This is a genomic window from Streptomyces sp. NBC_00207, from assembly GCF_045160965.1.
Lineage (GTDB): Bacteria > Actinomycetota > Actinomycetes > Streptomycetales > Streptomycetaceae > Streptomyces.
Window position 1 is genome coordinate 9,241,301 of sequence record NZ_CP130715.1, and the last position, 23,874, is coordinate 9,265,174.

Below are 23,874 nucleotides of genomic sequence, written 5' to 3' on the forward strand. Positions count from 1 at the left end.
CCCGACTCGTGCCGCCGGACCGGGCGGCCGCTGGGGGAGGCACCCGTGGACCTGCACGACCTGCACGACTTACGCGACTGGCTGCCGCGCGCACTCACGGTGGCGCAGCAGTGGGGAGGGCAGTTCGGCCCCTACCAGACCCACGACGCGCACCGCGTCCACCCCGACGCCTTCACCGAGGCCTTCGACCGCCTCGCCAAGCGGATGGACCACAACTATCCGTTCTTCCACCCGCGCTACGCCGGACAGATGGTCAAACCACCCCACCCGGCGGCCGTCACCGGCTACCTCACCGCCATGCTCTTCAACCCCAACAACCACGCCGCCGAAGGCGGACCCGCCACCACCGAGATGGAACGCGAGGCGGTCGCCGACCTCGCCGCCATGTTCGGGCTCGACGCACACGTCGGACACCTCACCACCAGCGGCACCATGGCCAACCTGGAAGCCCTCTACGTCGCCCGCCAGCTCCACCCCGACCGCGGCATCGCCTACAGCGGCGAATGCCACTACACCCACGAGCGGATGTGCCACGTCCTGGGCATGCAGGGCCACCGCATCCCCACCGACGCGCACGGCCGCATCGACCTCGAAGCACTCGAGAGCGCCCTGCGCACGGGCCGTATCGGCACCGTCGTCGTCACCACCGGAACCACCGGCCTCGGCGCCGTCGACCCGGTCCACGAAGTCCTGCCGCTGGCCCGCCGGTACGGGGCACGGGTCCACGTCGACGCCGCCTACGGCGGCTTCTACGCCATCCTGGGCCGGGCCGGCACCGGCGCCGTCGACGCCGCCCCCTGGCAGGCGATCGCCGCATGCGACTCCGTGGTCGTGGACCCCCACAAGCAGGGCCTGCAGCCCTACGGCTGCGGCGCCGTCCTCTTCCCCGACCCGCGGGCCGGCCGGCACTTCGCCCACGACTCGCCCTACACCTACTTCACCGACGCCGACCTCCACCTGGGCGAGATCAGCCTGGAATGCTCACGCGCGGGCGCAGCCGCCGCCGCCCTGTGGCTGACCCTGCAACTGCTGCCCCTCACACCGGACGGCTTCGGACGCATCCTCACCGCGAACCGCCGGGCCGCCCTGCACTGGGCCGACCTGCTGACCGACTCCGACGAACTGGACCTCTACCAGCGCCCGGACCTCGACATCGTCACCTACTTCCCCACCACCGCCGCCAAAACCCTGTCCTCGATCGACGCGGCCTGCGACCGCCTGCTGCGCGACGGCATGACCGCAGAGGCAGACCCCGTGTTCCTGAGCGTGCTGCGCGCCGACGCGGACGCCTTCGTACGCCGCCACCCGCGCGTGGTACGGGACGCGCAGGCGGCCCGGGTGATCCGCAGCGTCCTGATCAAGCCGGAGTCCGAGCACTACCTGCCGACCCTGCACGCCCGCGTCGAGGAACTGGCCGCCCACGGCCGCACAACGTCCTGACGGCCGCCCCTGCCCCCGCCCCCCGACAGCCGACCGCCGATGCCGACTGCCGACGGCCGCAGCCCCTCTGCCTCCCCCCACCCCACACACCCGTCCCACCCACTCCGCCCCGCCCCCTCCCTTTCCCGTTCCCGTTGCTGTTTCGTCCTTCCGACCGGAGGTTCCCCGCTTTGTCCCCGAACGCGTCCAGCCCGACCGCCTTATCCCGGCCGAACCGGCCCTCCCACGACCACCTGTCCGCCCTGCTGTCCGCCGCCTTCCACGACGACGCGCTGACCCGCTGGATGATCCCCGACGAGCGGCTGCGCACCGAGCTCCTCCCCGGCTTCTTCCGGGTCTTCGTCGAACTCTCCGCCGCCCACGACGGGATCCTCACCACCCCCGACGGCGACGCGGTGCTCCTGTTCCTGCCGCCCGGCGCCCAACCCGACGAGGAAGCCCTCGACGCCGCCTTCACCCGGGCCCTGGGCGCGCACACGGACGCGCTGCGCACCATCGCCCGCCTCCAGGCCGAACGCCACCCGCACACCCCGCACTACTACGTCTCCTTCGGCGCCGTCCGCCCCGGCCGCCAGCAGGGCGGCCTGATGTCCCGCCTCCTCGCCGAGATCACGGCCCGCGCGGATGCCGACGGCACCGGCACCTACACGGAGGCCAGCTCACCGGGCGGCGAGGCAACGACCCGGCGCGCCGGCTTCGACCGCCTGGGCACCGACATCGCCCTGCCCGACGGCGGCCCCGTACTGCGACCGATGTGGAGGAACCCCCGATGAGGGGAGACGACCTGATCCAGTCCTGGACCAGCAGCCAGGTCGCCCGCGGCGAAGCACCGCCCGAAGCCATCGGAGTGCTGCTGCAAGTCCTCATGTGGAGCAGGGACTTCCTCGTCTCCAGCCACCCCGAACTGGGCCGCACCGGACCCGTGTGCCCCTACACCCAGCCCTCACTGCGCAAGGACCTGTTCCACCTGGCCCTGCCCTCCGCCGGATGCGAGAACCTGGCCATGGCCGTCGACTCGCTGCGCACCCGCCACGCGGCCCTGTCGCAGCCGCTGTCGCCCGAGGACCGCGAACTCCTCACCATCCTGCTGGTCCTGCCCGGCTTCGACCCCACCGACTCGGTGGAACTGGACGAACTCCAGCGCAAGGCGAAGGACGAGTTCGTCGCCGAGGGCCTGATGATCGGCCAGTTCCACCCGGTCTGCGAGGAACCGGGCCTCTACAACGAGGCCTTCCGCCCGCTGCGCGCCCCGCTGCCGCTGCTGGCGGTCCGCAAACTCCTGGTCTTCGACCTGCCCTTCCTGGTGAGCGACGACTCCCACATGGACCACTACCTGCAGCGGTTCGCGCCGGCCCTCCCGGCCCGGATCCGCGACCAGCTGGTGAGCCGGGTGGTCGCCGCCTGACCACCTGCCCCCTCTGTGACGACCGGCCGGCCGCGCCCCCATCTTCTTTGCGGGGCGCGGCCGTTCGGCGTACAAGCCACCCGCGAGAGCCCGTGGCAGAGCGCGGGGGAGGGCGGGGGAGTGCGGGGGCTAGGAGCGCAGGCAGTCCTCCAGGAAGGCCAGGACGCGCAGGTGGTAGGCGGTGGCCGCGTGGCCGAGGCTGATGTTGTGGCCCGCCGCGGCCAGGTGTTCCAGGGTCACCCGGGGGGCCGCGGTCAGGAGGGAGGTCATCGAGGCGAGGGTGGAGTCGTCCAGGTGCCACCACGCCTCGTGCTCCGCGAAGGTGAGGCGGACGGGGATTCGGATGCGGGGGGCCAGTTCCTCGTACTGGCCCGGCCAGCGCACGGTTTCCGCGCTCTCGCGCGCCGGGGTGGGGGCCAGCAGTGTCCGGCTGGCCTGGAAGGTGCCGCGCGGGTAGAGGTTCAGGGGGCCCCAGTTGAGTTTGGAGGCGCCGCCGCCGAGGGTGGAGGGGAAGTGCAGGGCCTGCGGGTCGTAGTGGTAGCCGACGCCCGAGGCGTCCAGGCCCAGGAGGGGGACGGCGCCGTCGGTGGCCGCCGTGTGCAGGGCCACCTTGCCGCCGTCGGAGTGGCCCAGGAGGAAGACGCCGGCGCCGATGGTGTGCGCGGCCGCGTGTTCCTTGAGGGCCGCGTGGAGGGTTTCCGCCTGGCCGGCCAGGCTCTGGCCCTCGGCCAGCAGGTCCGCCGAGTCGCCGTAGCCCGGCCGGTCCAGGGCCAGGACCGCGTGGCCCAGGCCGGTGGCGAGGGGGATGAAGGAGTTCCAGTACGCCGCCCGCATGCCCCGGCCGTGGATGGCCAGGATCGTGGAGCGGACCTCCCGGCCCGCGGGCAGGGCCAGCAGACCCGACAGGGGGATGCCCGCGGCGTTCAGCGTGTGGGGGCGTGCGCCGCCCGTCAGGGAGTGGTTCATCGCAGGGCCAGCCCCTTCCGGGCGCCCGCCATCGCGTCCACCCACTCCACGGGGGAACCCGTGCGCAGCAGCGAGGTGCCCACCAGCAGTCCCCCGAAGCCGGCGTCCAGGAGGCGGGCGGCGCTCGCCGGGCCGTCGATGCCGCTCGCGCTCACCGGGCAGGCGACACCGGCCGCGCGCAGCGCCGGGAGCAGGCCGAGGGAGCGGCCCAGGTCGCCGGCGCCCCGCTCGCGGGTCTTGATGTCCTTGTTGTTGACCGCGATCACACACTCCTCAAGATGGTGGACCGTTTCGAGTTCGGCCTCCGTGGTGATCTCCACGAACGGGGTGAGCCCGGCCAGCAGGCACTCCGTCACCAGGGTCCGCATGCTCGATGCCGGCAGCAGTGCCGCCGTCAGCAGCACCGCCGAGGCCCCGAGCTCCTTCGCCGTGCGGATCTGGTCCTTCCTGGTGATGAAGTCCTTCTGCAGGAGCGGCAGGCCGGTCAGGGCGGCCACGTCCCGCAGCAGCGCGGGCGAGCCGCCGAACCAGCGGCCCGTGACCACCGAGATGCACGGGGCGCCCGCGCTCTCGTACGCCTCCACGATCGCGGCGGGAATCCGGCCGCCGAGCATGTCGTAGCCGTGGGCGTCGCGCCGTTTCACCTCCATCACCACGGGGGTCGGCGAGGCCAGGAGGGCCTCGAGAAAAGGGAAGCCGTTCCGGTTCTGCTGCGTCATCGCGAGAGCTCCAGTCGGGGAGGGTCGGGGACGCCGCCGGCGACGGCGGCGGTGTGGGGGATGCCGGTGCGCCAGGCACGGGCCAGGGCGGCGATCTCCGGGACGCCGAAGCGGCCCGTCACCCGGTTGCGGGCCGCCGTGTCCACATCGATGCCGCGGAATCCGCTGTGGCGCACGACGTCCTCGTAGGCGGGACGGCCCGCCGCGCTCAGACCGCCGGCCAGGAGGAAGGGACGGGTGAGCCGGGGCAGCAAAGCGGTCAGGCGCCCCGGGTCGAGGGCGGCGCCGGTACTGCCGATCCGGCCGTCCCCGGTGGCGGTGTCGATGAGGAACAGGTCGGTGCCGGCCCGCTCGTACGCACCGATCAGCGGGCGCTCCACACAGCCGCCCGCCTCGTCGACGTGCAGCACCTTGACGAGGCCGACCTCCGCCGGCAGCGCCTCGCGCAGCGCCCGTACGACGGCCGGCGGCTGGTAGGCGTGGAGCTGGACCCAGGCGACACCGGTACGCCGCACGATCGCGGCCAGCTCGCCCGCATCGGCCAGGAACGTCACCAGCACCGGCAGGAGCCCGGCCGGCCGGGCCGCCGCCACAAGGGCGGCGAGCCCGTCCAGAGCCAGTTCCGACGGGCCGCCGGGTACGCCGTGCCAGAGCCCGACGCAGTCCGCCCCGGCGGCCGCCGCCGCCTCGATGTCACCGAGGCCCGTGGCCCCGCAGACCTTCAGCAGCGTCTGGGACAGCGGGCGCATGCCGCTCACTTGCCCAGTCCCAGCATCGAGGCGATGCGGTTGTACTGGATCTCGTTCGTCCCCGAGTAGATCGTGCCGCCCAGCGCGTTGCGCACGTCCTGCTCCAGGCCGAACTCCGACATGTAGCCGTGGCCGCCGAAGATCTGCACGGCGGTGATGCTGGTGGCCAGATTGCTCTCGCTCGTGACGAGCTTGGCGATGGCCAGGTCCACGGTGACGTTCTCGCCCGCCTCCAGCTTCTCCCCGGTGTCGTAGAGCCACTTGCGGGCGGTCTCCAGCTGGATCTTCGTGTCGACGATCTTGTTGGCGATCGTCTGGTACGAACCGATCGCCTTCCCGAAGGACTTGCGCGTCTTCGCGTAGTCGACACACCGCTCCAGCCGGTGCTGCATCTCGCCCACGTTGACGATGAAGGAGAAGAGGATCTCCCGTTTCATCACGTGGTCCAGGACGAGGAACCCGCCTCCGACCCTGCCGAGCACCGCACTCCTGGGCACCCGCACGTCGTCGAAGAACAGTTCGCTCAGCGGAGAGGTCCGCAAGCCCATCTTCTTGACCGGCTTGCCGGCGCTCACCCCCGGGGTGTTCCGGTCCACCAGGAACGCCGTCGTTCCCAGCGGGCCGCCGTCCGGATGGGTCCGGGCGTAGACCACGATCACGTCCGCGACCGGCCCGTTGCTGACGAAGGCCTTGCTGCCGTTGATGACGAAGTCGTCCCCGTCACGCACGGCCCGGGTCGTCATCGCCATGGCGTCCGAGCCGCCCTCGGCCTCGGTGATGGCGTGGGCGCCGATCGCCTCGCCCGAGCAGATCCGGGGCAGGTAGCGCTCCTTCTGCTCCACGGTGCCGAACTGCTGGATCGGTATTCCGGTGGAGCAGATGGACGTGGTGACCGAGAAGCTCAGGCCCGAGTCGCGGTTGTACTCGCCGAGGCCCTCCAACACGTACATGGTGGTCAGAAGCGACTGCCCGAGGCCTCCGTGGTCCTCGTCGAAGGGCAGCGACAGAATCCCGGTCTTCTGCACGAGCTTCCACTTGTCCTGCGAGAAGGCGGACTGCTCGTCGAGTTCGATGTGGTCTGCGCTGAGTGCGTCTCCCCACCGCTCCAGGCCTTCGCGCAGATCGGCCTGGTCGGCGTTCCAACGGATCACGAGGGACCCCTTTGTGATTCGGCTGACGGTTCCGGACGAGCGGCGCGCGCTGCGCGCCTCAGTAGGCGGAGGAGCTGTGGGCGTCCAGGCTGTGGACCTCGTCGCCGCGCAGGGCCGGCGAGAAGACGCAGACCAGGCGCAGGTCCTCGTGCGGGCTGGCGACGAGGAAGTGCGCGTCGTGCTGGTCGAGGGCGTACATCCGGCCCGGGACGATCTCGTGCGAGGTGCCGTCGAGCTCGATGACCTCGCCGGAGCCCTCGATGCAGTAGCAGGCTTCCAGGTGGTTGACGTACTCCAGGCGGGACTTGGTGCCGGCGAGGACGGTGGTGTCGGTGAGCGAGTAGCCCAGGCCGTCCTCGGCGAGGAGGAAGCGGCGGCTGAGGCCGTTGCCCCACTCGACGGTCTTCACGGACTCGATGTCGCGAACGATCATGGCAGTCTCCCGGTGTGAGGTGGTGCACGGATGGTGCTGTTGAGGGGTGGAGCTCGCTTCCGCTGGTAGGGAAGGTCAGTGCGGGCCTTCGGGCAGGACCGAGCGGACGAAGGTGCGGAAGGTGCCGGTCACATCGAGACCGGCCTCCTGCGCCCGCTCCACGGCCGCCACCGCGGCGGAGCCGATGATCGCGGCGTCGGCGCCGGACGCGCCGACGGCTTCCACGTCCTGCCGTGTGCTGACCCCGAAGCCGACGGCGATCGGGGACGTCGTGTGCGCCCGCAAGTCCGTGACGGTCTGCGCCAGCGCGGCATGTCCGGCCGCCGGTGCGGTCCCGCTGCGCCCGTAGTGGGCGACGAGATACAGGTAGGCACCCGCCTGGGCGGCGGCCTGGGCCCGAACCTCCGCCGGGCTGCTGGCGTAGCAGGTGGTGACCACCGGCAGCCCGGCCGCCCGGGCCGATTCCAGGTGCTCCTCGCGCAGCCGCGGGGGCAGCGCGTGCAGCAGGAGTCCGTCCGCGCCCGCCGAGGCGATCTCACCGGTGGTGGCCGCGAGGTCCCGGTGCTTCAGCGAGTGGCTCCAGTCGGCGAGCAGGGCGATCCGCAGGTGCGCCAGGTGGGGCCGTACGCCGGCGATGAAGGCGAGTACGTCGTCCAGGTCGGCGCCGCCTGCCTCCAGTGCCCGGCGGGCCGAGCGCCGTACGACGGGGCCGTCGGTGACCGAGTCGGGGAACGGGACGGCCAACTCCAGGCAGTCCGCCCCCTCCTGATCGAGCATCAGGACCAGGTCGTGCAGCACGGGCAGCGGCGGGTCGCCCGCGTTGAGGAACAGGGCCAGCCCGGGCGGCCCGCCCGGGGCGCGGCCGGTGAAGAACGGGGCGGGCGCGGGGTACGCGGCGGGGTGCGGCCGAGCCGCGCGGGCGGCAGCGGCTGTCGTTGCCGCGGGGGCGGTGCTAGGCACGGGCCACCGCCGGTGTGCGCGGCGCCGGTGCTCCCGCCAGGCGCCGTGCGAGGTCGTGGGCCTCGCCGGAGCGGACCGCGCCCTCGGCGAGGGCGACCGCGGAGGGCCAGTCCCGGCGGACGCCGGAGGCCACCACCAGGGCGGCCGCGCCCAGGCAGACCGTGTGGGTGGCCACCCGGCCGGCCGTGCCGGCCAGGACGGACAGGAAGTGGCCGACGGCCGCGCCGGGGTCGGGAGCCGGCCGCAGGTCCGCGAAGGAGCCGTCGCCCGGGGTGAGTTCGCCCGGCCGGATGACCCGGGTCAGCACGTGCTGCCCGTGGACGGTGTTGGTGGCGAAGGGCAGCAGCTCGTCCGCGCCGGTGTCGTTCGCGGTCAGCCAGATCCGGCGGGTCGTCGTGGTCGCGGCGAGCTGGCGCAGGGTGTCCAGGGGGGCTGCCGACGAGACCCCGGTGACCTGGGCGGCCACGGGCAGGTCGGCGAGGAAGGGGCCCAGCGCGTTCAGGAACCGCCCGAAGGGCTTCATCGGGTACGGGGCCACCGTCCGGGCCAGCCGGGTCAGCTGCGCCGGGTAGACGAAGGGTCCGGCGAAGGCGATCCCGTGGGCGGCGAGGGTGTCCTCGGTCTGGGCGTAGGAGGAGGTGAGAGGGACACCGAGCCGTTCCAGCAGGTCGACGGAGCCCAGCGAGCTGGTGTAGGCCCTGGACCCGGTCTTGACGACCTTGACCCCCGCGGCCGCGGCGACGAAGGCGGAGGCGGTGGAGATGTTGAAGGTCCTGGGCCCGCCGCCGGTGCCGACGACGTTGACGGTGCCCTCCCAGGGGGTGGTCGCCGTCGTGGGCGGCCGGCGCTCGGCGAGGGAGTCCAGCAGGTGGCGCAGGGTCTGGTGGTCCGGGAGCCGGCTGGTCAGGGAGGCCAGCAGGGCGAGGACCTCGCTCTTGTCTGGCCGGCCGTCGCCGAGCTGGTCCCACCAGGACCGCCAGGTCTCCCGGCCGACCGGGGCCCGCTGCTCCAGCAGGCCGGTGAGTGCGTCGTGCACGGTCGCTCTCCGTCCAGTCTTTCGTCGGGGTGGTGGTGGGTGGTTCTAGGCGGCCGCCGTGCGGCGGGCCTCCGTGATGAAGGTGTCGATCGCCTCGACGCTGCGGAAGTTGTTGGGGTCCAGGTCGGCGTCGCCGACGGCGAGCTCGAAGCGGTCCTCGACCCAGGCGATCAGCTTCAGGACGCCCAGGCTGTCGATGACCCCGTCGTTGAGCAGGTCGTGGTCGACGGCGAGTTCGGCGGCCGCGGTGCCCGGGAGGAACTCGGTGATGACGAAGTTCTTGATGGTGTCGATGTTGCTCATGACGGGATTCCTTCGGCGAGAGGTGTGGCGACGGGTGTCGTGGCAGGTGCGGGCGTGGCAGGTGCGGGCGTGGCCGTGGGGGAGCCGGCCCGGTCGGGCTGGTCGAGCCGGTCGAGTGCCTTGCGGTCGACCTTTCCGGTGGCGGTCTTGGGCAGCGGGGTGTCGGTCACGGTGAGCTGGTGGGGGACCGCGGCCCTGGGCAGGTGCCGGGCGCAGTGCGTGCGCAGTTGCAGGCCGGTCAGCGCGGAGCCGGGGGCGCGGTGGACGGCGGCGACGAGCCGCTTGCCGGCGATCGGGTCGGGCAGGGCCGCGACGCCCGCCTCCAGTACGTCGGGGTGTTCCTGCAGGACCCGTTCGATCTCGGCCGTGTTGACGGCGACCCCGCGGACCTTGACCTGGAAGTCGGTGCGTCCGCTCAGGTGCAGGGTGCCGGCCGCGTCGCGCCGTACGAGGTCGCCGGTGCGAAACCAGCGCCTGTCGTCCAGGCCCAGCGGGTGGGCGGTGAACTTGTCGGCGTGCCGGGTCCGGTCGAGGTAGCCGCGGCTCTGGAAGGGCGTGGAGACGAACAGCTCTCCGCTGCCCGGCCCTTCGACGAGGGTGTGGGTGTCGGGGTCCAGGACCAGGGCCGCCACGCCCGGCAGCGGCCGGCCGATGGGGACGGGCGGGAACGCGGTCGCCGAGGTGTCGACCTCGTGGACGAAGCTGTCGTTGGTCTCCGTACAGCCGTAGATGTTGTGGATGCGGGCCTTGGGGAAGAGGGAGGGCAGGGCGGCGAAGGTGCGGTCGGGGATGGCGTCGCCGGTGAACATGACGTGCTCGACGCCGGGGAAGGTGTCGCCGGTCTTGTCGGCCGCGTCCTGGAGGAGCCCGAAGGCCATCGGGACGGCCTGCACGACCTGGACGTCGTGGCGCAGGACCACATCGCGCAGGTGGCGTCCGTGGGCGGCCAGCGCCGGGTCGACCAGGACCACGCGCCCGCCGCGGGCCAGGGTGGTCCACACGTCCAGCAGGCACAGGTCGAAGTTGAGGGGGGCGTAGTTCAAGACGGTGCGGTCGGGCCCGATCCCGAAGGCGTTGCCCGCCCAGCGGGTGAAGCGGTCCACCGCGTCCAGGCTCAGCGGGACGATCTTCGGCAGGCTGGTGGAGCCGGAGGTGGTGAGCATGAAGGCCACGTCCGCGGCCTCGTCGGCCGGCAGCGGCTGGGCCGCCACGTCCGGGTTGGGCGCGACCCGGGCCGCCCGGCCGCCGGGCGCCAGCACACGGGCGCAGCCGGCCTGGGCGAAGAGATCGGCCAGGAGCGTGTCGGCGAGGGCCGGAGACGGCAGCAGCAGCGGCCGGCGGGCCAGCAGGCAGCCCAGGACGAGGGCCACGGCGGCGGGGGACTTGTCGGCCAGGACACCGACCGGCACGCCCGGGGCCAGCTCCAGCAGCGCGAGGCGGTCGCGTTCGCGGCCGGCGAGCTCGTACAGCTCGCGGTAGCTGGTCTCCTCGCCGTTGAAGACGAGGGCGGTGGCGTGCGGGCGGTCGCGGACCTGGGTCAGGAACCCTCCCAGGAGACCGAGTTCGACATGCACGGCGGCCGGCAGGGCCGGCAGGGCCGGGGTGGTCGTCATGGCTGCTCTTCTCCTTCCTGCGGCGCCGCCGGCCGGGCGAGCTCGATCCAGCCCGACTTCACGGCCGCGCCCCGGGGCGTCTTGCAGGTGAAGCGGACGACGCGCGCCTCGGCGTCGGGCTGCAGGAGGATCTCCAGCCCGATCCCGGGGGGCACCGGGGCCGAGAAACGGCAGCCCAGACCGCGCACCCGGGCGCTGTCACCGTCCGCGAAGCGGTCCACGGCCTCCTCCACGGCGAGGGCGACCACGCTCATGCCGTGCGCGATGACGGTGTCGAAACCGGCCCCGCGGGCCGCCTGCTCGTCGAGGTGGATGGGGTTCAGATCGCCGGACGCGTGGGCGTACGTACTGATCCAGTCGGTGGTCAGCTCGTGCACCGCGCTCTGCGCCTCGCCCGCCCCGAGCCCGGTGGGGGCGGCGGGGCCGCCCGCGATGTCGCCGAACGGCTCCAGCAGGGTCGCGCCCACCAGCAGGGCGGAGATGACCAGTTCCGCGAAGGGCTCCGGGCCGTCCTCGCCGATGAGGCGGACCCGCAGCGCGATCCGGGCGCCGCGGGGCTCCTTGCGTATGCCGAGCACGTCCAGGCGTACGGTCACCTCCTCTCCGGGCCGGACCGGCCGCACGGTGCGGATGTCCTGGCCGAGGTGGACCACCGAGACCGGGCCGGGCTCGGCGGCGGTCAGCTCGGCGACGGTCTGCTCGGCCACCGTGTGGGCCAGGACGAAGGCGTGCACGGGCGAGGCCTGGCCGGGCCGGGCGGTGGGCAGCCCCCGCCGGGCGGCGCCGCGGTAGTCGGTGATCTCGCCTTCGGTGACGGTCAGCGTGCGGACGGGGGAGGGCAGCGACAGCAGTGTCATACCGGCGTCACCACCACGGAGGAGTTGTGGCCGCCGAACCCGAAGGAGTTCGTGATCGCGGGCCCCGAGCGCACGGCACGGGGTGTGCCGTGGACGACGTCGATGTCCATTCCTGGCTCCAGCTGTTCGTGGTTGGCGGTGGGCGGTACCTCGCAGTGCCGCATGGCCTGCACGGTGGCGATGAGTTCGACGGCGCCGGCGGCGCCGATGAGGTGGCCGATGACCGACTTGGGGGCGGTGACGGGCGGCTGGGCGCTGCCGAACACCTTCCGCAGGGCCGCGGCCTCGGACCGGTCGTTGTGCGGGGTCGAGGTGCCGTGCGCGTTGACGTGCACGATGTCGCCCGGGTCGAGGCCGGCGTCGGCGATGGCGCCCTCCATGGCGGCCGCGGCTCCCGCGCCGTCGGGCAGCGGCATCGCCAGGTGGTGGGCGTCGGCGGTGGCGGCGTACCCGGCGACCAGCCCGTACGTCCTGGCCCCGCGCGCCCGCGCGTCCTGCAGCCGTTCCAGGACGACGAACCCGGCGCCCTCGCCCATCACGAAGCCGTCGCGATCCTTGTCGAAGGGGCGCGAGGCGTGCTCCGGGTCGTCGTTGCGGAAGGAGACCGCGTTGAGGTTGCCGAAGCCGGCCAGGGTGACCGGGGTGAGCGTGTGCTCGGCGCCCCCGGCGATGACGAGGTCGGCGCGGCCGGTCTGCAGCAGCATCAGGGCGTGGCCGATGGCGTCGGCACCGCTGGCGCAGGTGTTGGCCACGGTGAGGGCGGGGCCGGTCCAGCCGAGCCGGATGGCGATGTGGGCTGCGGCCGCGTTGGGCATCGTCATCAGCGGCATCAGCGGATTGACCCGGGCCGGGCCTCCTGAAGTGAAGTGGGCGGACTCCAGGTCGCTGGTGGCCCGGCCGCCGACGGCGTTGCCCACCACGATGGCGGTGCGGCCCGCCTCGGCGGTGGGAGAACCCGCATCGCGGTGCGCGGCGAGCGCCGCGGCCGTGCCGTAGTGGGCGAAGGGGTCCATCCGGCGGGCCTCCTTGGCCGGGACCAGCCCGGCCAGGCCCTCGAGGCCGCGGACCCGGCAGCCGATCCTGACCCGGTGGCGGCCGAGGTCGAAGTGGGTGAGCTCGGCGGCGGTGGACCGGCCGGCCCACAGCGTGTCCCACAGCTCGTCCGGGGTGCACCCGCCGGGGGTGACCACACCCATGCCGGTGATGGCGACGGGCGCAAGCGCCGAACTGCCCCTGGACGGTCCAGGCATGTCTGCTCCCTAAGGCGTGTGAACGGTCGTCGTGAGGGCGGTCAGATGATGCGGCACTCGCGCGCCGACTTGATGAAGGCCTCGGCGGCGAAGTCGATGTCGGCCTTGGTGTGGGCCGCGGTGATGGCGATCCGCAGCCGGGCCAGGTCGTTGGGGACGGCCGGGGTGACCACCGGCAGGCCGATGACACCGTTCTTGCGGGCGACGGTCGCCAGGTCGTAGGCGGCCTCGTCGGAGCCGGCGATCACGGGGACGACGGCGGTCTCGCTGTCGACAGTGCTGATGCCGGCCTCGTTGAGGGTGTCGCGGAAGCGCTTCGACTGCTCCTGGATGAACTCCACCCGCCACGGCTCGCGCTGCAGGATCCGCAGGGACTCCAGGGCGGCGCCGGTCTGGGCTCCGCCGAGGGCCGCGGAGAAGAGGAAGGGGCGGGCCGCGTAGCGCAGGTGGTGGATGAACTCGGCGGAGCCGGCGACCCAGCCGCCCATGGAGGGGATGGCCTTGGACAGGGTGCCGAGCTTGACGTCGACCTTCACCTCGTAGTCGAAGTGCTCCTCGATGCCCTTGCCGGTGGCACCGATGACACCGAGCGCGTGGGCCTCGTCGACCATCAGCAGCGCGTTGTGGGCGTCGCAGACCTTGCGCAGGTCGACCAGGGGGGCGATGTCGCCGTCCATGGAGTACACGCTGTCGACGATGACCAGCCGCACACCGGTGTCGGGGGCGGCGGCCAGCCGGCGCTCCAGGTGCGCGACGTCGTTGTGGCGGAAGCGGACGACCTTGGCGCCGGAGAGCTTGCAGCCGTCGACGATGCTGGCGTGGTCGTACTTGTCGATGAAGACGGTGTCGCCGGGTCCGACGATCGCGCCGACGGTGCCGGTGTTCGCGGCGTAGCCGGAGCCGAAGACCAGGGCCTTCTCGCGGCCGGCGACCTTGGCGACCTCGGCCTCCAGCTCCTCGTGCAGCGGGGTCGTGCCGGCCAGGGCCCGCACTCCGTGGTTGCCGGTGCCGTAGCGGTCGACGGCGGCCTTGGCGGCCGCGACGACACGCTCGTCGCCGGCGAGGCCGAGGTAGGAGTAGCCGGACATCATCAGCAGCCGGCGGCCGTCCTGGTCCGCGTACGCCGAATCCCGCTCGACGGTGTAGGCGACGAAGCTGTTCTTGCGGTTGGGCTCGTACTCCAAAGACCGGACCCGGTCGCGGAAGTAGGCCAGCTTCGGCTCGAGTCGGCTCCAGGCGGCGGATGCGTTCACGTGCTTCTCCTCGTCGCGATCGTCCGGCGGACCCGGAACTCCATCGGCGCTCTGCCGTTCTTCCGGCGGGGCTCTAGTGGAATTCCATTAAGACTCGGGGGGCGCAATAGCGGCGCAAGAGGAAGGCCATGGCCGCACTCGAAAAGAGAACGACAATGCCCGGACCTCGGCTTTCATTCGCGAAGGAATGTTTTGACGGCCGCTGTTGACATGCGGAGACGACCCGCCGGTATCCTCTGAAACGCACGAGCTAGGGGGACACGGCCGGAAGCCGACCGTTTCGGAGAGTGCATAGTGCTGATCAGACTCATAGGTCTTGTCACGATCGAGCCGGACGGAGCAGCGCCGCAACACCTGTCGAGCGCCCAGGCACAGGTGGCCTTCGCCCGCCTGCTCCTCGAGCGGACCGGCGGGACCGACCGTGACCAACTGGCCGAGACCATATGGCCCGAAGGGCTGCCCGACACCTGGGCCTCCGCCCTGCGCAGCCTCGTCAGCCGCGTCCGCACATTCGTCACCACACCGCAGGACCAGCCGGGAGTGACCCCGCTGGTCGCCCAGGGCGGCCGGTACCTCCTGCGGCTGCCCCAGGACGCGGCCGTGGACGTGGAATGCGCCGAAACCGCCGTCACCGAGGCCGCCGAGGCGTACGCGGAGGGCGCCTACGCCGTGGCACAGCAACTCGCCGCCGGCGCCGTCTCCAACCTGCGCGGCTCGTTCCTGCCCTCACACGAAGGCGAATGGGTCAACGCGATGCGCGAACAGCTCGAAGAGCTGCGCCTTAAGGCACTGGAGACCGCGAGCCTGTCCTCGTCCGCCCTGGGCGACGAGCACCACGCCCTGCGCTACGCGGAAGAGGCGGTCCGCCGGGCGCCCTTCAGGGAAAGCGCCTACCGCTGCCGGATGGCGGCCCACACCCGGGCCGGCAACCGGGCCGAGGCACTGCGCAGCTACCAGCAGCTGCGCGAGGTACTGGCGGAGGAACTGGGGATCGATCCGGCACCCGAGACCGAAGCGGCCTACCTGGAACTGCTGCGCACACCGGAACCCCGCTCGTTCGCCCCGCGCTCCGCACCCCGCCTGGACCCGCTGCTGATGGGCGTCTTCGAGATCGACCACCGCGCCTCGGCCCCCCGCCCCTGCTCCCTGGCCGACCACGGCTGCGTCACCCACCCCGTCACCTCCTTCCCCGCCGCCTGACCCCCGCACACGCCGAAGGCCGCCGCGAACTCCGCGGCGGCCTTCGCCCTGTCCAAGGCCAGACCGGCCCCCCGCACCCCCGCCCCCGCCGCACCGGGTGCGCCCGTCCGGGCGGCGGCCCCGCCCAGGGCACGGCGAGCGGCCCCGGCCTCCCCTGGGGGTGGGAGGCCGGGGCCGGGGAGGGGAAGGCAGGGGTCAGGTGATGGACACGCCACTGTCGATGCTGATGACCTGGCCCGTCATGCAGTCCTGCTCAAGGAAGAGGCGGGCGCTGCGGGCGACCTCCTCGACCGTGACGAACCGGGGAATGGGAGCCTTGCCCTCCATGCCCTCGATGACCCGGTCGGGCAGGGTGTTCGTCATACCCGTGATCATGAACCCGGGGGACAGCGCGTTCACCGTCACCCCGCGCCGGCCGCACTCGGACGCGAGCGTACGGGTGAAGCCGATCAGACCCGCCTTGGACGCCGAGTACGCCGTCTGGCCGGCCGTCGCGATGATGCCCGACGGGGACACGATGTTGACCACCCGGCCCCACCGCTGGCGCAGCATGTGCGGCACCGACACCCGCGCGGTGTGGAACGACCCGATCAGGTTGGTCTGGATGACCTGCGCCCAGTCCGCCGGGTTCTGCATCGCCATCAGGCTGTCCTTGCGGATCGCCCCGTTGTTGACCAGGACGTCCACCGGGCCGAGCTCGGCGGAAATCCGCTCGTGGAGGGCCTGCGTGGCCTCCCACGAACCGACGTCCCCGGTGACCAGCACCGACGGATTCACCAGCTTCTCCCGGACGGCCTCGGCCGCCTCGCGGGCACTGTTGTAGTGGACCGCGACCCGGCAGCCCAGCGCGTCGAGTTCGAGCGCCAGGGCCTGGCCGAGGCCGCCCGAGGCACCGGTCACCAGCGCGACCGGGGACTCGGGCCGCGCTCCCGCACCGTTCTTGCTCATGCCGCGACACCGCCCCACTCCATCAGGATCGAACCCCAGGTCATGCCGGCCCCGAAGCCGGCCAGCAAGACCTTGTCACCGGCCTTGATACGGCCCTCCTCCAAAGCCTCGGTCAGCGCGATCGGGATCGACGCCGAAGCCGTGTTGCCGTACTTCTGGAGGTTGGTGATCAGGGCCTCCGGGCGCAGGCCGGTGTGCGACAGGATCGAGTTGATGATCCGGATGTTGGCCTGGTGCGGAACGACATGGTCCACATCGGCCGCGTCCACCTTGGCGCTCTCCAGCGTCTCGCGCACCGTACGGACGGTGTAGCGGACGGCGTTGAGGTAGATCTCGTTGCCGTTGATCTGCGCGTAGTGCAGGCCCGCGTCCAGCGTCTCCTGGGTGGTCGGCATCCGGCTGCCGCCCGCCAGCACCTTGAGCGAGCCGGTGCAGGCACCGTCGGCGCCCAGGTTCCACGCCTTGACCCGGTTCTCCGCACCCGGCTGCAGGACGACCGCCCCCGCACCGTCGCCGACGAGGATGGACAGGTCACGGTCGGCCGGGTTGGCCGTCAGGGTGTGGGTGTCCGAGCCGATCAGCAGGATCGGCCGGGGATCGATGGCGATCAGCGCCATCGCGGACACCAGCCCGTAGACGAACCCCGCACACTCGGAATTGACGTCGTGCGCGCTCCCCGAGATCCCCAGTTCGTGGTGGACGAACGCGGACGTCGCCGGGGACGGCTGCTCGGGCGTGGCGGTCGCGACGATCAGGTGGGCGATGTCGGCGCCGGTCAGCCCGGCCTTCTCCAGCGCACGCCGGCCGGCCTCGACGGCCAGGGAGGCGGTGGTCTGCCCCGGGTCGACCGCCCGCCGCTCGCGGATCCCGCAGCGGCTGACCACCCAGTGCTCGTCCACGCCGAAACGCGCCGCGAGTTCGGCACTGGTGACGATGCGTTCGGGTACGGACATGCCCCACCCGGTGATGTCGAAGCCGGTCACGTCACCCCCCGCTACGCCTGAGCCGGGACGAGGTCGACGATCTTCGCGTAGACGTCACGCAGCGTCGTCGTGTCGTCCAGGTCCGCGAAGAGGGACTCGTCGGCCGGAATGTGCGGGTACTGGTTCTGGAATCCGTACAGCCACTCCATCAGGTCCAGCGAGTCGACGTCCGCAATGTGCTGGAGCGGGGCGTCGGGGCTGACCTCCGCGGCACCCGAGACGGCCTCGAGCTGGCTCGCCAGTTCTTCGATGGTGGGCAGCGACATGGGGTCGGTCCTCTCTCGGCAATGCAACTCGGCAGTGCGTGTCTGGTTTTCGAGAGCGATAAAAGCCCCGCCCCCGCAAGGAAGGCGCAACACCGCCCCCGATCCTCATTCCCGGCCTTCTTGCGCACACCTTGCGGGGCATCGGGTTTTCTCGGTCGCGAATTCGGAAAACACGGCCCGCCGGACACGCAGGAAAGAGGATCAGGATGACAACGGTCGCCCCCAAGTCGGTGGACCCCGAGGTCGATGCGATCAGGCACCACTACGAGGTCAGCAACGATTTCTACCGGCTCCTGCTGGGCCCCACGATGATGTACTCGGGCGGCTACTGGGAGGACGGCGAGGACCTGGTCGCCACCCTGGACGAGGCGCAGGAACGCAAGCTCGACAAGTTCGCCGAGCTCGCGAACGTCGCGGCCGGCGGCGCCAAGCGCGTCCTGGACATCGGCTGCGGCTGGGGCACCATGCTCAACCGCCTCACCACCGTGCACGGCGCCGAGCAGGCCGTCGGCCTGACCCTGTCCCGCACCCAGGAGGCCTTCATCGACGGCCTCGGCAACCCGCGGATCACCACGCTGGTCCAGAGCTGGGCGGACTACAAGGTCGCGGACGACAGCGAGAAGTACGACGCCGCGTTCTGCATCAACGCCCTGGAGCACTTCGTCTCCTCCAACCTGCCGCCCAAGGAGCGCACCAAGCGCTACCGGTACTTCTTCCAGCAGGTCGCGAACGCCCTCAACCCGGGCGCCAAGTTCGTACTGCACACCATGACCGCCGAGGCGCTGCCGATGAACCGCGCCCTCCTCGACGACCTGAAGTTCCTCCAGCGCTCCGAGTTCGAGGGCTGCCACATCCCCCACCTGAGCGAGCTGTCCGCCGCCGCCGAGGGCCTCTTCGAGATCGACGAGATCGTCAACGAGCGCGAGTCCTTCGCGATGGCCTGCCGCGCCTGGCTGGTCCTGCTGGCCGAACGCCGGGACGAGGCCGTGGCCCTGGAGGGCGAAGAGGTCGTCTCCCGCTTCGAGCGCTACCTCGACATCTTCGCGTACACGCTCGAGGACAAGTTCTTCAACAACTTCCGCGTCACCATCACGCGCCGCTGAGGAGGCCGACGTGACGAGCATTCTTGAACCGGCCAAGGACGGCGGGGCACACACGGGCACCGAGACGCATCCCGGTGGCGGCGGACCGACCCGGCACCTGCGGGTCGCGGTCATCGGCACCGGCTTCTCGGGCCTGGGCACCGCCATCCGACTGCTGCAGTCGGGCATCGACGACTTCCTGGTGTTCGAGCGGGCCGACGAGGTCGGCGGCACCTGGCGCGACAACAGCTATCCGGGTTGTGCGTGCGACGTCATGTCCCACCTCTACTCGTTCTCCTTCGCCCGCAACCCGAACTGGAAGTCCACGTTCGCCTCCCGCGACGAGCTGTACGCCTACCTGCGCGACACGGCCGACCGCTTCGGCGTACGCCCCCACATCCGGTTCGGGCACGAACTGCAGGCCGCCCGCTGGGACGAGGACGAGCGGCACTGGAACATCGAGACCTCACAGGGCCGCTACACCGCCCAGTTCCTGGTCACCGGCACCGGCTACCTCAGCGAGGCCGCCGTACCGGACATCAAGGGGCTTGACGACTTCGAGGGCAGGATCTTCCACTCCTCGGACTGGGACCACGACCACGACCTGGCCGGCCGCCGCGTCGCCGTCATCGGCACCGGCGCCTCCGCCATCCAGTTCGTCCCCAAGATCCAGCCCGAGGTCGGCCAGCTGGACCTCTACCAGCGCACACCCCCGTGGATCGGCCCCAAGCCCGACAAGGCCAACAGCGAGCTGCACACCAGGCTGCTCCGCTCACTGCCCGGATACCAGCAGTTCCGGCGGGGCTTCAACATGTGGGGCCGCGAGATCCTGGCCTTCTTCTGGAAGCGCCCCAAGCTCGCCGAGAAGGTCCAGAAGATGGCGAGCGACCACCTGAAGAAGTCGGTCCCCGACGAGGCGCTGCGCGCCAAGCTGACGCCCGACTACCTGGTGGCGTGCAAGCGCCTGCTGTTCTCCAACACCTGGTACCCGGCGATCCAGCAGCCCAACGTGGAGATCGTCACCGACGGCATCGCCGAGATCCGCCCCAAGTCGATCGTCGGCAGCGACGGTGTGGAGCGCGAGGTCGACACCATCATCCTCGGCACCGGCTTCCAGGCCACCGACCGCCCCGTCGCCCGCCGGATCTGGGGCAAGGGCGGCCTCCAGCTGCGCGAGGCCTGGAAGGACGGCATGGCCGCCCACCGCGGCACCACCATCGCCGGCTTCCCGAACCTCTTCATGCTCCTGGGCCCGAACACCGCCCTGGGCCACTCCTCGCAGACCGTGATGATCGAGGCGCAGGTCCAGTACGTCGTCGACTCCCTGAAGCAGGCGCACCAGCGCGGCCTGGCCAGCATCGAGGTCCGCCAGGAGGCGCAGGACGCCTACAACCGCAAACTCGACCGGCACCTCGAGGGCACCGTCTGGATGTCGGGCGGCTGCAAGAGCTGGTACCTCGACGCAAACGGCCGCAACACCACGGTCTTCCCGACCTACACCTGGCGCTTCCGCCGCGGGACCAAGCGCCTCGACCTGAGCGAGTACCAGCTCGCTTCCCGGGTGCGCAGCACCAAGCCGGTACCTCACCAGTAGGAGACGTACGAAGATGAGCAGCACCCACAGAACCGCCGCGGGCACCGCCGCCGAGCCGTCCCGCCGCCGGGTCCTCGGCGGCATCGCGACCACGGCCGTCGCCGTCGTCGGCTGGAACGCCGTGTCCCAGACCTGGGCGACGGCCGCCGAGGCCGCCGGCAACTCCGACGTCGTCCCCGTGCCGGGACTGGCCGGGACCCTGGAGACGACCCCGGGCGTGGTCGACGCCTTCGCCAACGACTTCGGTCACCTCTTCGACGGCGCCCCGAGCAAGCCGTGGGCGGTGCTGCGCCCCGGCGGCATCAACGACATCGTCAAGATCGTCGACTACGCCCGCACCAACAACATCAAGGTCGCCGTCAACGGCCAGGGCGGCACCGGCAACGACATCGAGTCCCACTCGGTCTACGGCCAGGCGCGCGTCCCCGGCGGCATCTCCATCGACGCCAAGGGCATGTCGAAGATCATCTCGATCGGCAGCGACACCGCCGTCGTCGAAGCCGGGGTGACGTGGGGTCAGCTGACCGACGCCGCCCTCCAGGCGGGCAAGACCCCGCCGGCCCTCCCCGACTACCTCTACATCTCCGTCGGCGGCACCATCAGCATCGGCGGCATCGGCGGCACCGTGCAGAAGTACGGCCTGCTGTGCGACACGATCCAGTCGATCGACATCATCACCGGCGACGGCAAGCTCGTCACCGCCAACGCCTCCCAGCGCCCGGAACTGTTCAACGCGGCCCTCTCCGGCGGCGGCCAGGTCGGCATCATCGTCCGGGCCACCGTCAAACTGATCCCCGCGCCCAAGCGGGCCGTCATCTTCAGCCTCTTCTACAGCACGGTCGAGCAGTACCTCGCCGACTCGGAGAAGGTGCTGGCCGACGGCCGGTTCCAGGTCCACGCCGGCGAGATGCTCCGCACCCCGGACAACTCCGGCTGGCGCTACAAGCTGGAGGTCGGCGCCACCTACAACACGACGCCGCCCAACCGCACCAGGCTGCTGTGCGACCTCAAGGACGTCCGCGCGGACGCGGTCATCGAGGACGTGTCCTTCCGGGACTACATGTTCCGCCTCGACGCCTACGAGGCGTACCTGAAGGAGGGCGGCCACTGGTACACGCCCAAGCCGTGGCTGAGCATGTTCCTGCCCGCCTCGAAGACCAAGGCGTTCATGAAGCTCGTCGAGCAGGAGCTGGACGCGAACTCCCTCGGCGGCGGATTCCTGCTCTTCTACCCCTTCTACACCTCGAAGATCAAGCGGCCGCTGGCGATGATGCCCAACGAGTCCGTGGTCTACCTCTTCGACCTGCTGCGCTTCCCCAACCCGGGTGAGCCGAACATCCAGGGCATGATCGACCAGAACCGCCGCCTGTACGACATCGCGGTGGCCAGCGGCGCCAAGCGCTACCTGGTGGGCTCGATCCCGATGACGGGCGCCGACTGGCAAAAGCACTTCGGCAACCGCTGGACCGGCTTCGTCAACGCCAAGCGGAGGTTCGACCCCAACAACATCTTCACGCCCGGCCAGGGCTTCTTCGCCTGACGGCAGACCGGCCGGCTGTGGAGTCCCGGCGGTGGGGGCGGGGAGCACGACAACCCCGCCCCCACCGCCTTTCCCGTACCGAGTGGAGGCCCTGAGATGAGCACGTACGACCTGATCGACGAGGCGGTGATCGACGCCCCGGCGGATACCGTCTGGGACGCGCTCGTCGCCGAATTCCGCGGCGCGAAGAAGTGGTGGGTCCCGCACAACACGTTCACCGCCGTCTCCGGCGCCCCCGACGAGGTCGGCGGCACGGTGGACGTGGTCGTGCACACCAAAGGCGTCGACAAGGGCGGACTGAAGCTGCGCTTCACCTCCCGCACGGTGGCCGTGGAGCCCGGCCGCCGCCTGGACATCGAGTACGTCGACGGCGTCTTCCGCGGCCCGGGCACCTTCCTCCTCGAACCGCTGCCCGGCGGACGCACCCGCGTCTCGATGCACTTCGCCGGCAGCCCGCACGGCTGGCTCAAGGCCCTGGCCAAGGTCGCGGACCTGGGCGCCGAACACTCCAAGGCCACCCTCGCCGCGTTCGCCTCGCTGGACCGGCAGCTGTCGGCGGCCCCCCGGTGACCGCCGCCCCGCAGGCCACCAGCGAACTGACGGTCCACACCGACGACGGCGCCGAGCTGGCGGTGACCGTACTGGCCCCCCTGAACGGGGCACCCCCCGCCGCCGACGTGGTCCTGCTGCACGGCTGGGCCCACACCCGCCGCGCCTGGGGCACCGTCGCCGACCGGCTGATCCGCGCCGGACACCGCGTCGTGCTGTACGACCAGCGCGGCCACGGCGCCTCCACCCTCGGCCGCACCCCGGTCTCGGTGGAGCGCCTGAGCGCGGACCTCGCGGCGGTCCTGGGCGAGACCGACGCCCGCGAGGCGGTGCTCGTCGGCCACTCCGGCGGCGGGTTCGCCGCCCTCTCCTACGCCGCCACCTCGCCCTCGGCGGGCCGGCTGCGCGGCCTGGTGCTGCTGGGCACGGCGGCCCACGGCCAGGACACCCCCGACAGCGAGGTGAAGATGATGGGCAGCGAGGTCTTCTCCCGGGCCCTGCGCCGGCCCTGGCTGGGCGGCAGACTGCTCGGCTCCACCATGGGCAAGGGCGTGGACCGAGTCGTGCGCGACGTGAACCGGCAGATGTTCGCCGCCACCACACCGCGCGTGCGGGCGGACTTCTTCCGCTGCACCCGCGGCTGGGACGTCCGCGAGGCACTGAAGGCGGTCACCACCCCCGCCGTCGTCCTGCACGGCGACGGCGACAAGGTGATCGACATCGCGCTGGCCGAGACCCTCGCCGAGGTCCTGCCCGGCGCCCGCTTCGAAACGGTCCCCGGCGCGGGCCACATGCTCGCGCTGGAGCGTCCGCTCCTCGCGGTCGCGGCCGTCACCGAGCTCGCCTCACGATGATCGAGGAACTCCTCCCCCCGGGCGTCACGTCATCGGAAGCCTTCGACGACGCGGCGCCCGCCCCTCTCTTCCCGGCCGAGGCCGCCCTGATGCAGGGCCGACGCGCCCACCGGCGACGCCAGTTCGCCACCGCCCGGGCCTGCGCCCGCCGCTGCCTGGCCGACCTCGGCCGCCCCGCCGCCGCCCTGCTCCCGGGACCGGGCGGCGCCCCCCAGTGGCCCACCGGCGTGGTCGGCAGCATCACCCACTGCCAGGGCTACCGCGCCGCGGTGGCGGCCCCCGCCTCCCTGATGGCCGCCGTCGGCATCGACGCGGAACCGGCGGGCCCACTGCCCCGGGGCGTCCTCGCCCTCATCACCTCCGAGGCGGAGCGCACCCACCTGGCCCACCTCGCCTCGGCCGATCCCTCCACCCCCTGGGACCGTCTCCTCTTCTCCGCCAAGGAGGCCGCGTACAAGGCCTGGTACCCGGCCACCGGCATCTGGCTCGGCTTCCGCGACGCCACCCTCACCCTCTTCCCCGACGGCGGCTTCGCGGCGACCCTGCACCCCCCGCTGCCCCCACCGGTCGACCCGGTCTACCAGGGCCGCTGGCTGGCCGGCCCGGACCTGATCCTGACCGCGGTGACACGCGAGGGGCCCCCGCCGCCCCCACGGGCCACGGCCGCCGCACTGATCTCCTCGGCAACACCCGCGTAGCGCCCCGGCCCGAACCCCGTCTCCC

25 protein-coding genes are annotated in these 23,874 nt (G+C 71.8%); 10 read left to right on the forward strand and 15 right to left on the reverse strand.

Annotated elements, in window-relative coordinates; translation table 11 throughout:
- Positions 1 to 45: 45 nt before the first annotated feature.
- The 3 genes from OG472_RS42725 (at position 46) to OG472_RS42735 (ending at position 2,845) form a co-directional block, all read left to right on the forward strand.
- Positions 46 to 1,440: a pyridoxal phosphate-dependent decarboxylase family protein gene (locus OG472_RS42725; protein ID WP_401611405.1), complete on the forward strand. Its 1,395-nt coding sequence runs from the start codon at positions 46 to 48 to the stop codon at positions 1,438 to 1,440.
- 170 nt (positions 1,441 to 1,610) lie between these two features.
- Positions 1,611 to 2,213, forward strand: a complete 603-nt coding sequence (locus tag OG472_RS42730; protein WP_401611403.1) for a hypothetical protein — start codon at positions 1,611 to 1,613, stop codon at positions 2,211 to 2,213.
- Positions 2,210 to 2,845: a DUF6875 domain-containing protein gene (locus tag OG472_RS42735; RefSeq protein WP_383577067.1), complete on the forward strand. Its 636-nt coding sequence runs from the start codon at positions 2,210 to 2,212 to the stop codon at positions 2,843 to 2,845. The genes OG472_RS42730 and OG472_RS42735 overlap by 4 nt, the downstream gene beginning before the upstream one ends.
- A gap of 129 nt (positions 2,846 to 2,974) precedes the next feature.
- Here the strand turns inward: OG472_RS42735 and OG472_RS42740 are convergent, their stop codons facing one another.
- The 12 genes from OG472_RS42740 to OG472_RS42795 all read right to left on the reverse strand — a co-directional run bounded on the left by OG472_RS42740 (position 2,975) and on the right by OG472_RS42795 (position 14,135).
- A complete protein-coding gene (locus OG472_RS42740) occupies positions 2,975 to 3,811 on the reverse strand; it encodes an alpha/beta hydrolase (protein WP_405827052.1) in 837 nt (278 codons plus the stop codon).
- A complete protein-coding gene (locus OG472_RS42745) occupies positions 3,808 to 4,530 on the reverse strand; it encodes an indole-3-glycerol-phosphate synthase (protein ID WP_401611400.1) in 723 nt (240 codons plus the stop codon). The genes OG472_RS42740 and OG472_RS42745 overlap by 4 nt, the downstream gene beginning before the upstream one ends.
- On the reverse strand, positions 4,527 to 5,279 hold the full coding sequence (locus OG472_RS42750) for an N-(5'-phosphoribosyl)anthranilate isomerase (RefSeq protein WP_405834726.1): 753 nt from the start codon (positions 5,277 to 5,279) through the stop codon (positions 4,527 to 4,529). The genes OG472_RS42745 and OG472_RS42750 overlap by 4 nt, the downstream gene beginning before the upstream one ends.
- A 5-nt stretch (positions 5,280 to 5,284) precedes the next feature.
- Positions 5,285 to 6,430 (reverse strand): acyl-CoA dehydrogenase family protein, encoded by a 1,146-nt coding sequence (locus OG472_RS42755; RefSeq protein WP_405827051.1) that lies wholly within the window; start codon positions 6,428 to 6,430, stop codon positions 5,285 to 5,287.
- Between the two features lie 58 nt (positions 6,431 to 6,488).
- Positions 6,489 to 6,863, reverse strand: a complete 375-nt coding sequence (locus OG472_RS42760; protein WP_030721055.1) for an ectoine synthase — start codon at positions 6,861 to 6,863, stop codon at positions 6,489 to 6,491.
- Between the two features lie 75 nt (positions 6,864 to 6,938).
- Positions 6,939 to 7,823, reverse strand: coding sequence for a tryptophan synthase subunit alpha (trpA, locus tag OG472_RS42765; protein ID WP_405940657.1), 885 nt, complete (start codon positions 7,821 to 7,823; stop codon positions 6,939 to 6,941).
- Positions 7,816 to 8,859, reverse strand: a complete 1,044-nt coding sequence (locus tag OG472_RS42770; RefSeq protein ID WP_405940656.1) for a hypothetical protein — start codon at positions 8,857 to 8,859, stop codon at positions 7,816 to 7,818. Before OG472_RS42770 ends, trpA begins: the two co-directional genes overlap by 8 nt.
- A gap of 45 nt (positions 8,860 to 8,904) precedes the next feature.
- On the reverse strand, positions 8,905 to 9,162 hold the full coding sequence (locus OG472_RS42775) for a phosphopantetheine-binding protein (RefSeq protein ID WP_401611394.1): 258 nt from the start codon (positions 9,160 to 9,162) through the stop codon (positions 8,905 to 8,907).
- Complete coding sequence (locus tag OG472_RS42780; protein ID WP_401611392.1) at positions 9,159 to 10,775, reverse strand: AMP-binding protein; 1,617 nt, start codon at positions 10,773 to 10,775, stop codon at positions 9,159 to 9,161. Before OG472_RS42780 ends, OG472_RS42775 begins: the two co-directional genes overlap by 4 nt.
- Positions 10,772 to 11,632 (reverse strand): MaoC/PaaZ C-terminal domain-containing protein, encoded by an 861-nt coding sequence (locus OG472_RS42785; protein WP_401611390.1) that lies wholly within the window; start codon positions 11,630 to 11,632, stop codon positions 10,772 to 10,774. The genes OG472_RS42780 and OG472_RS42785 overlap by 4 nt, the downstream gene beginning before the upstream one ends.
- Positions 11,629 to 12,882 (reverse strand): beta-ketoacyl-[acyl-carrier-protein] synthase family protein, encoded by a 1,254-nt coding sequence (locus OG472_RS42790; RefSeq protein WP_401611388.1) that lies wholly within the window; start codon positions 12,880 to 12,882, stop codon positions 11,629 to 11,631. The genes OG472_RS42785 and OG472_RS42790 overlap by 4 nt, the downstream gene beginning before the upstream one ends.
- A gap of 41 nt (positions 12,883 to 12,923) precedes the next feature.
- Complete coding sequence (locus OG472_RS42795) at positions 12,924 to 14,135, reverse strand: aminotransferase class I/II-fold pyridoxal phosphate-dependent enzyme (RefSeq protein WP_405827046.1); 1,212 nt, start codon at positions 14,133 to 14,135, stop codon at positions 12,924 to 12,926.
- A 294-nt stretch (positions 14,136 to 14,429) separates the two neighbouring features.
- Here OG472_RS42795 and OG472_RS42800 point away from each other — a divergent pair, with 294 nt between their 5' ends.
- Entirely contained in the window at positions 14,430 to 15,335 is a 906-nt protein-coding gene (locus tag OG472_RS42800; RefSeq protein WP_383577043.1) for a BTAD domain-containing putative transcriptional regulator, read from the forward strand.
- Between the two features lie 195 nt (positions 15,336 to 15,530).
- On the opposite strand, the gene OG472_RS42805 is transcribed toward OG472_RS42800, so the two are convergent.
- Genes OG472_RS42805 through OG472_RS42815 form a run of 3 tightly spaced genes read right to left on the reverse strand, consistent with a single transcriptional unit; the run spans position 15,531 to position 17,532 of the window.
- Positions 15,531 to 16,283, reverse strand: a complete 753-nt coding sequence (locus tag OG472_RS42805) for an SDR family NAD(P)-dependent oxidoreductase (RefSeq protein WP_401611384.1) — start codon at positions 16,281 to 16,283, stop codon at positions 15,531 to 15,533.
- Positions 16,280 to 17,266: a 3-oxoacyl-ACP synthase III family protein gene (locus OG472_RS42810; protein ID WP_401611382.1), complete on the reverse strand. Its 987-nt coding sequence runs from the start codon at positions 17,264 to 17,266 to the stop codon at positions 16,280 to 16,282. Before OG472_RS42810 ends, OG472_RS42805 begins: the two co-directional genes overlap by 4 nt.
- An 11-nt stretch (positions 17,267 to 17,277) precedes the next feature.
- A complete protein-coding gene (locus OG472_RS42815) occupies positions 17,278 to 17,532 on the reverse strand; it encodes a hypothetical protein (protein ID WP_030390264.1) in 255 nt (84 codons plus the stop codon).
- 206 nt (positions 17,533 to 17,738) lie between these two features.
- On the opposite strand from OG472_RS42815, the gene OG472_RS42820 reads away from it, so the two are divergent.
- From OG472_RS42820 to OG472_RS42845, 6 genes are all read left to right on the forward strand, one after another.
- Positions 17,739 to 18,635 (forward strand): class I SAM-dependent methyltransferase, encoded by an 897-nt coding sequence (locus OG472_RS42820; RefSeq protein ID WP_319732791.1) that lies wholly within the window; start codon positions 17,739 to 17,741, stop codon positions 18,633 to 18,635.
- A gap of 10 nt (positions 18,636 to 18,645) precedes the next feature.
- Positions 18,646 to 20,208, forward strand: a complete 1,563-nt coding sequence (locus tag OG472_RS42825) for a flavin-containing monooxygenase (protein WP_405940655.1) — start codon at positions 18,646 to 18,648, stop codon at positions 20,206 to 20,208.
- A 13-nt stretch (positions 20,209 to 20,221) separates the two neighbouring features.
- A complete protein-coding gene (locus OG472_RS42830; RefSeq protein WP_401611379.1) occupies positions 20,222 to 21,748 on the forward strand; it encodes an FAD-binding protein in 1,527 nt (508 codons plus the stop codon).
- 96 nt (positions 21,749 to 21,844) lie between these two features.
- Positions 21,845 to 22,318 (forward strand): SRPBCC family protein, encoded by a 474-nt coding sequence (locus OG472_RS42835; protein WP_401611378.1) that lies wholly within the window; start codon positions 21,845 to 21,847, stop codon positions 22,316 to 22,318.
- A complete protein-coding gene (locus OG472_RS42840) occupies positions 22,315 to 23,151 on the forward strand; it encodes an alpha/beta fold hydrolase (protein WP_405827044.1) in 837 nt (278 codons plus the stop codon). Before OG472_RS42835 ends, OG472_RS42840 begins: the two co-directional genes overlap by 4 nt.
- Positions 23,148 to 23,849 carry a 4'-phosphopantetheinyl transferase gene (locus OG472_RS42845; protein ID WP_401611376.1) on the forward strand — a complete coding sequence of 234 codons (702 nt, stop codon included), beginning with the start codon at positions 23,148 to 23,150 and terminating at the stop codon, positions 23,847 to 23,849. Before OG472_RS42840 ends, OG472_RS42845 begins: the two co-directional genes overlap by 4 nt.
- The last annotated feature ends 25 nt before the right edge of the window (positions 23,850 to 23,874 follow it).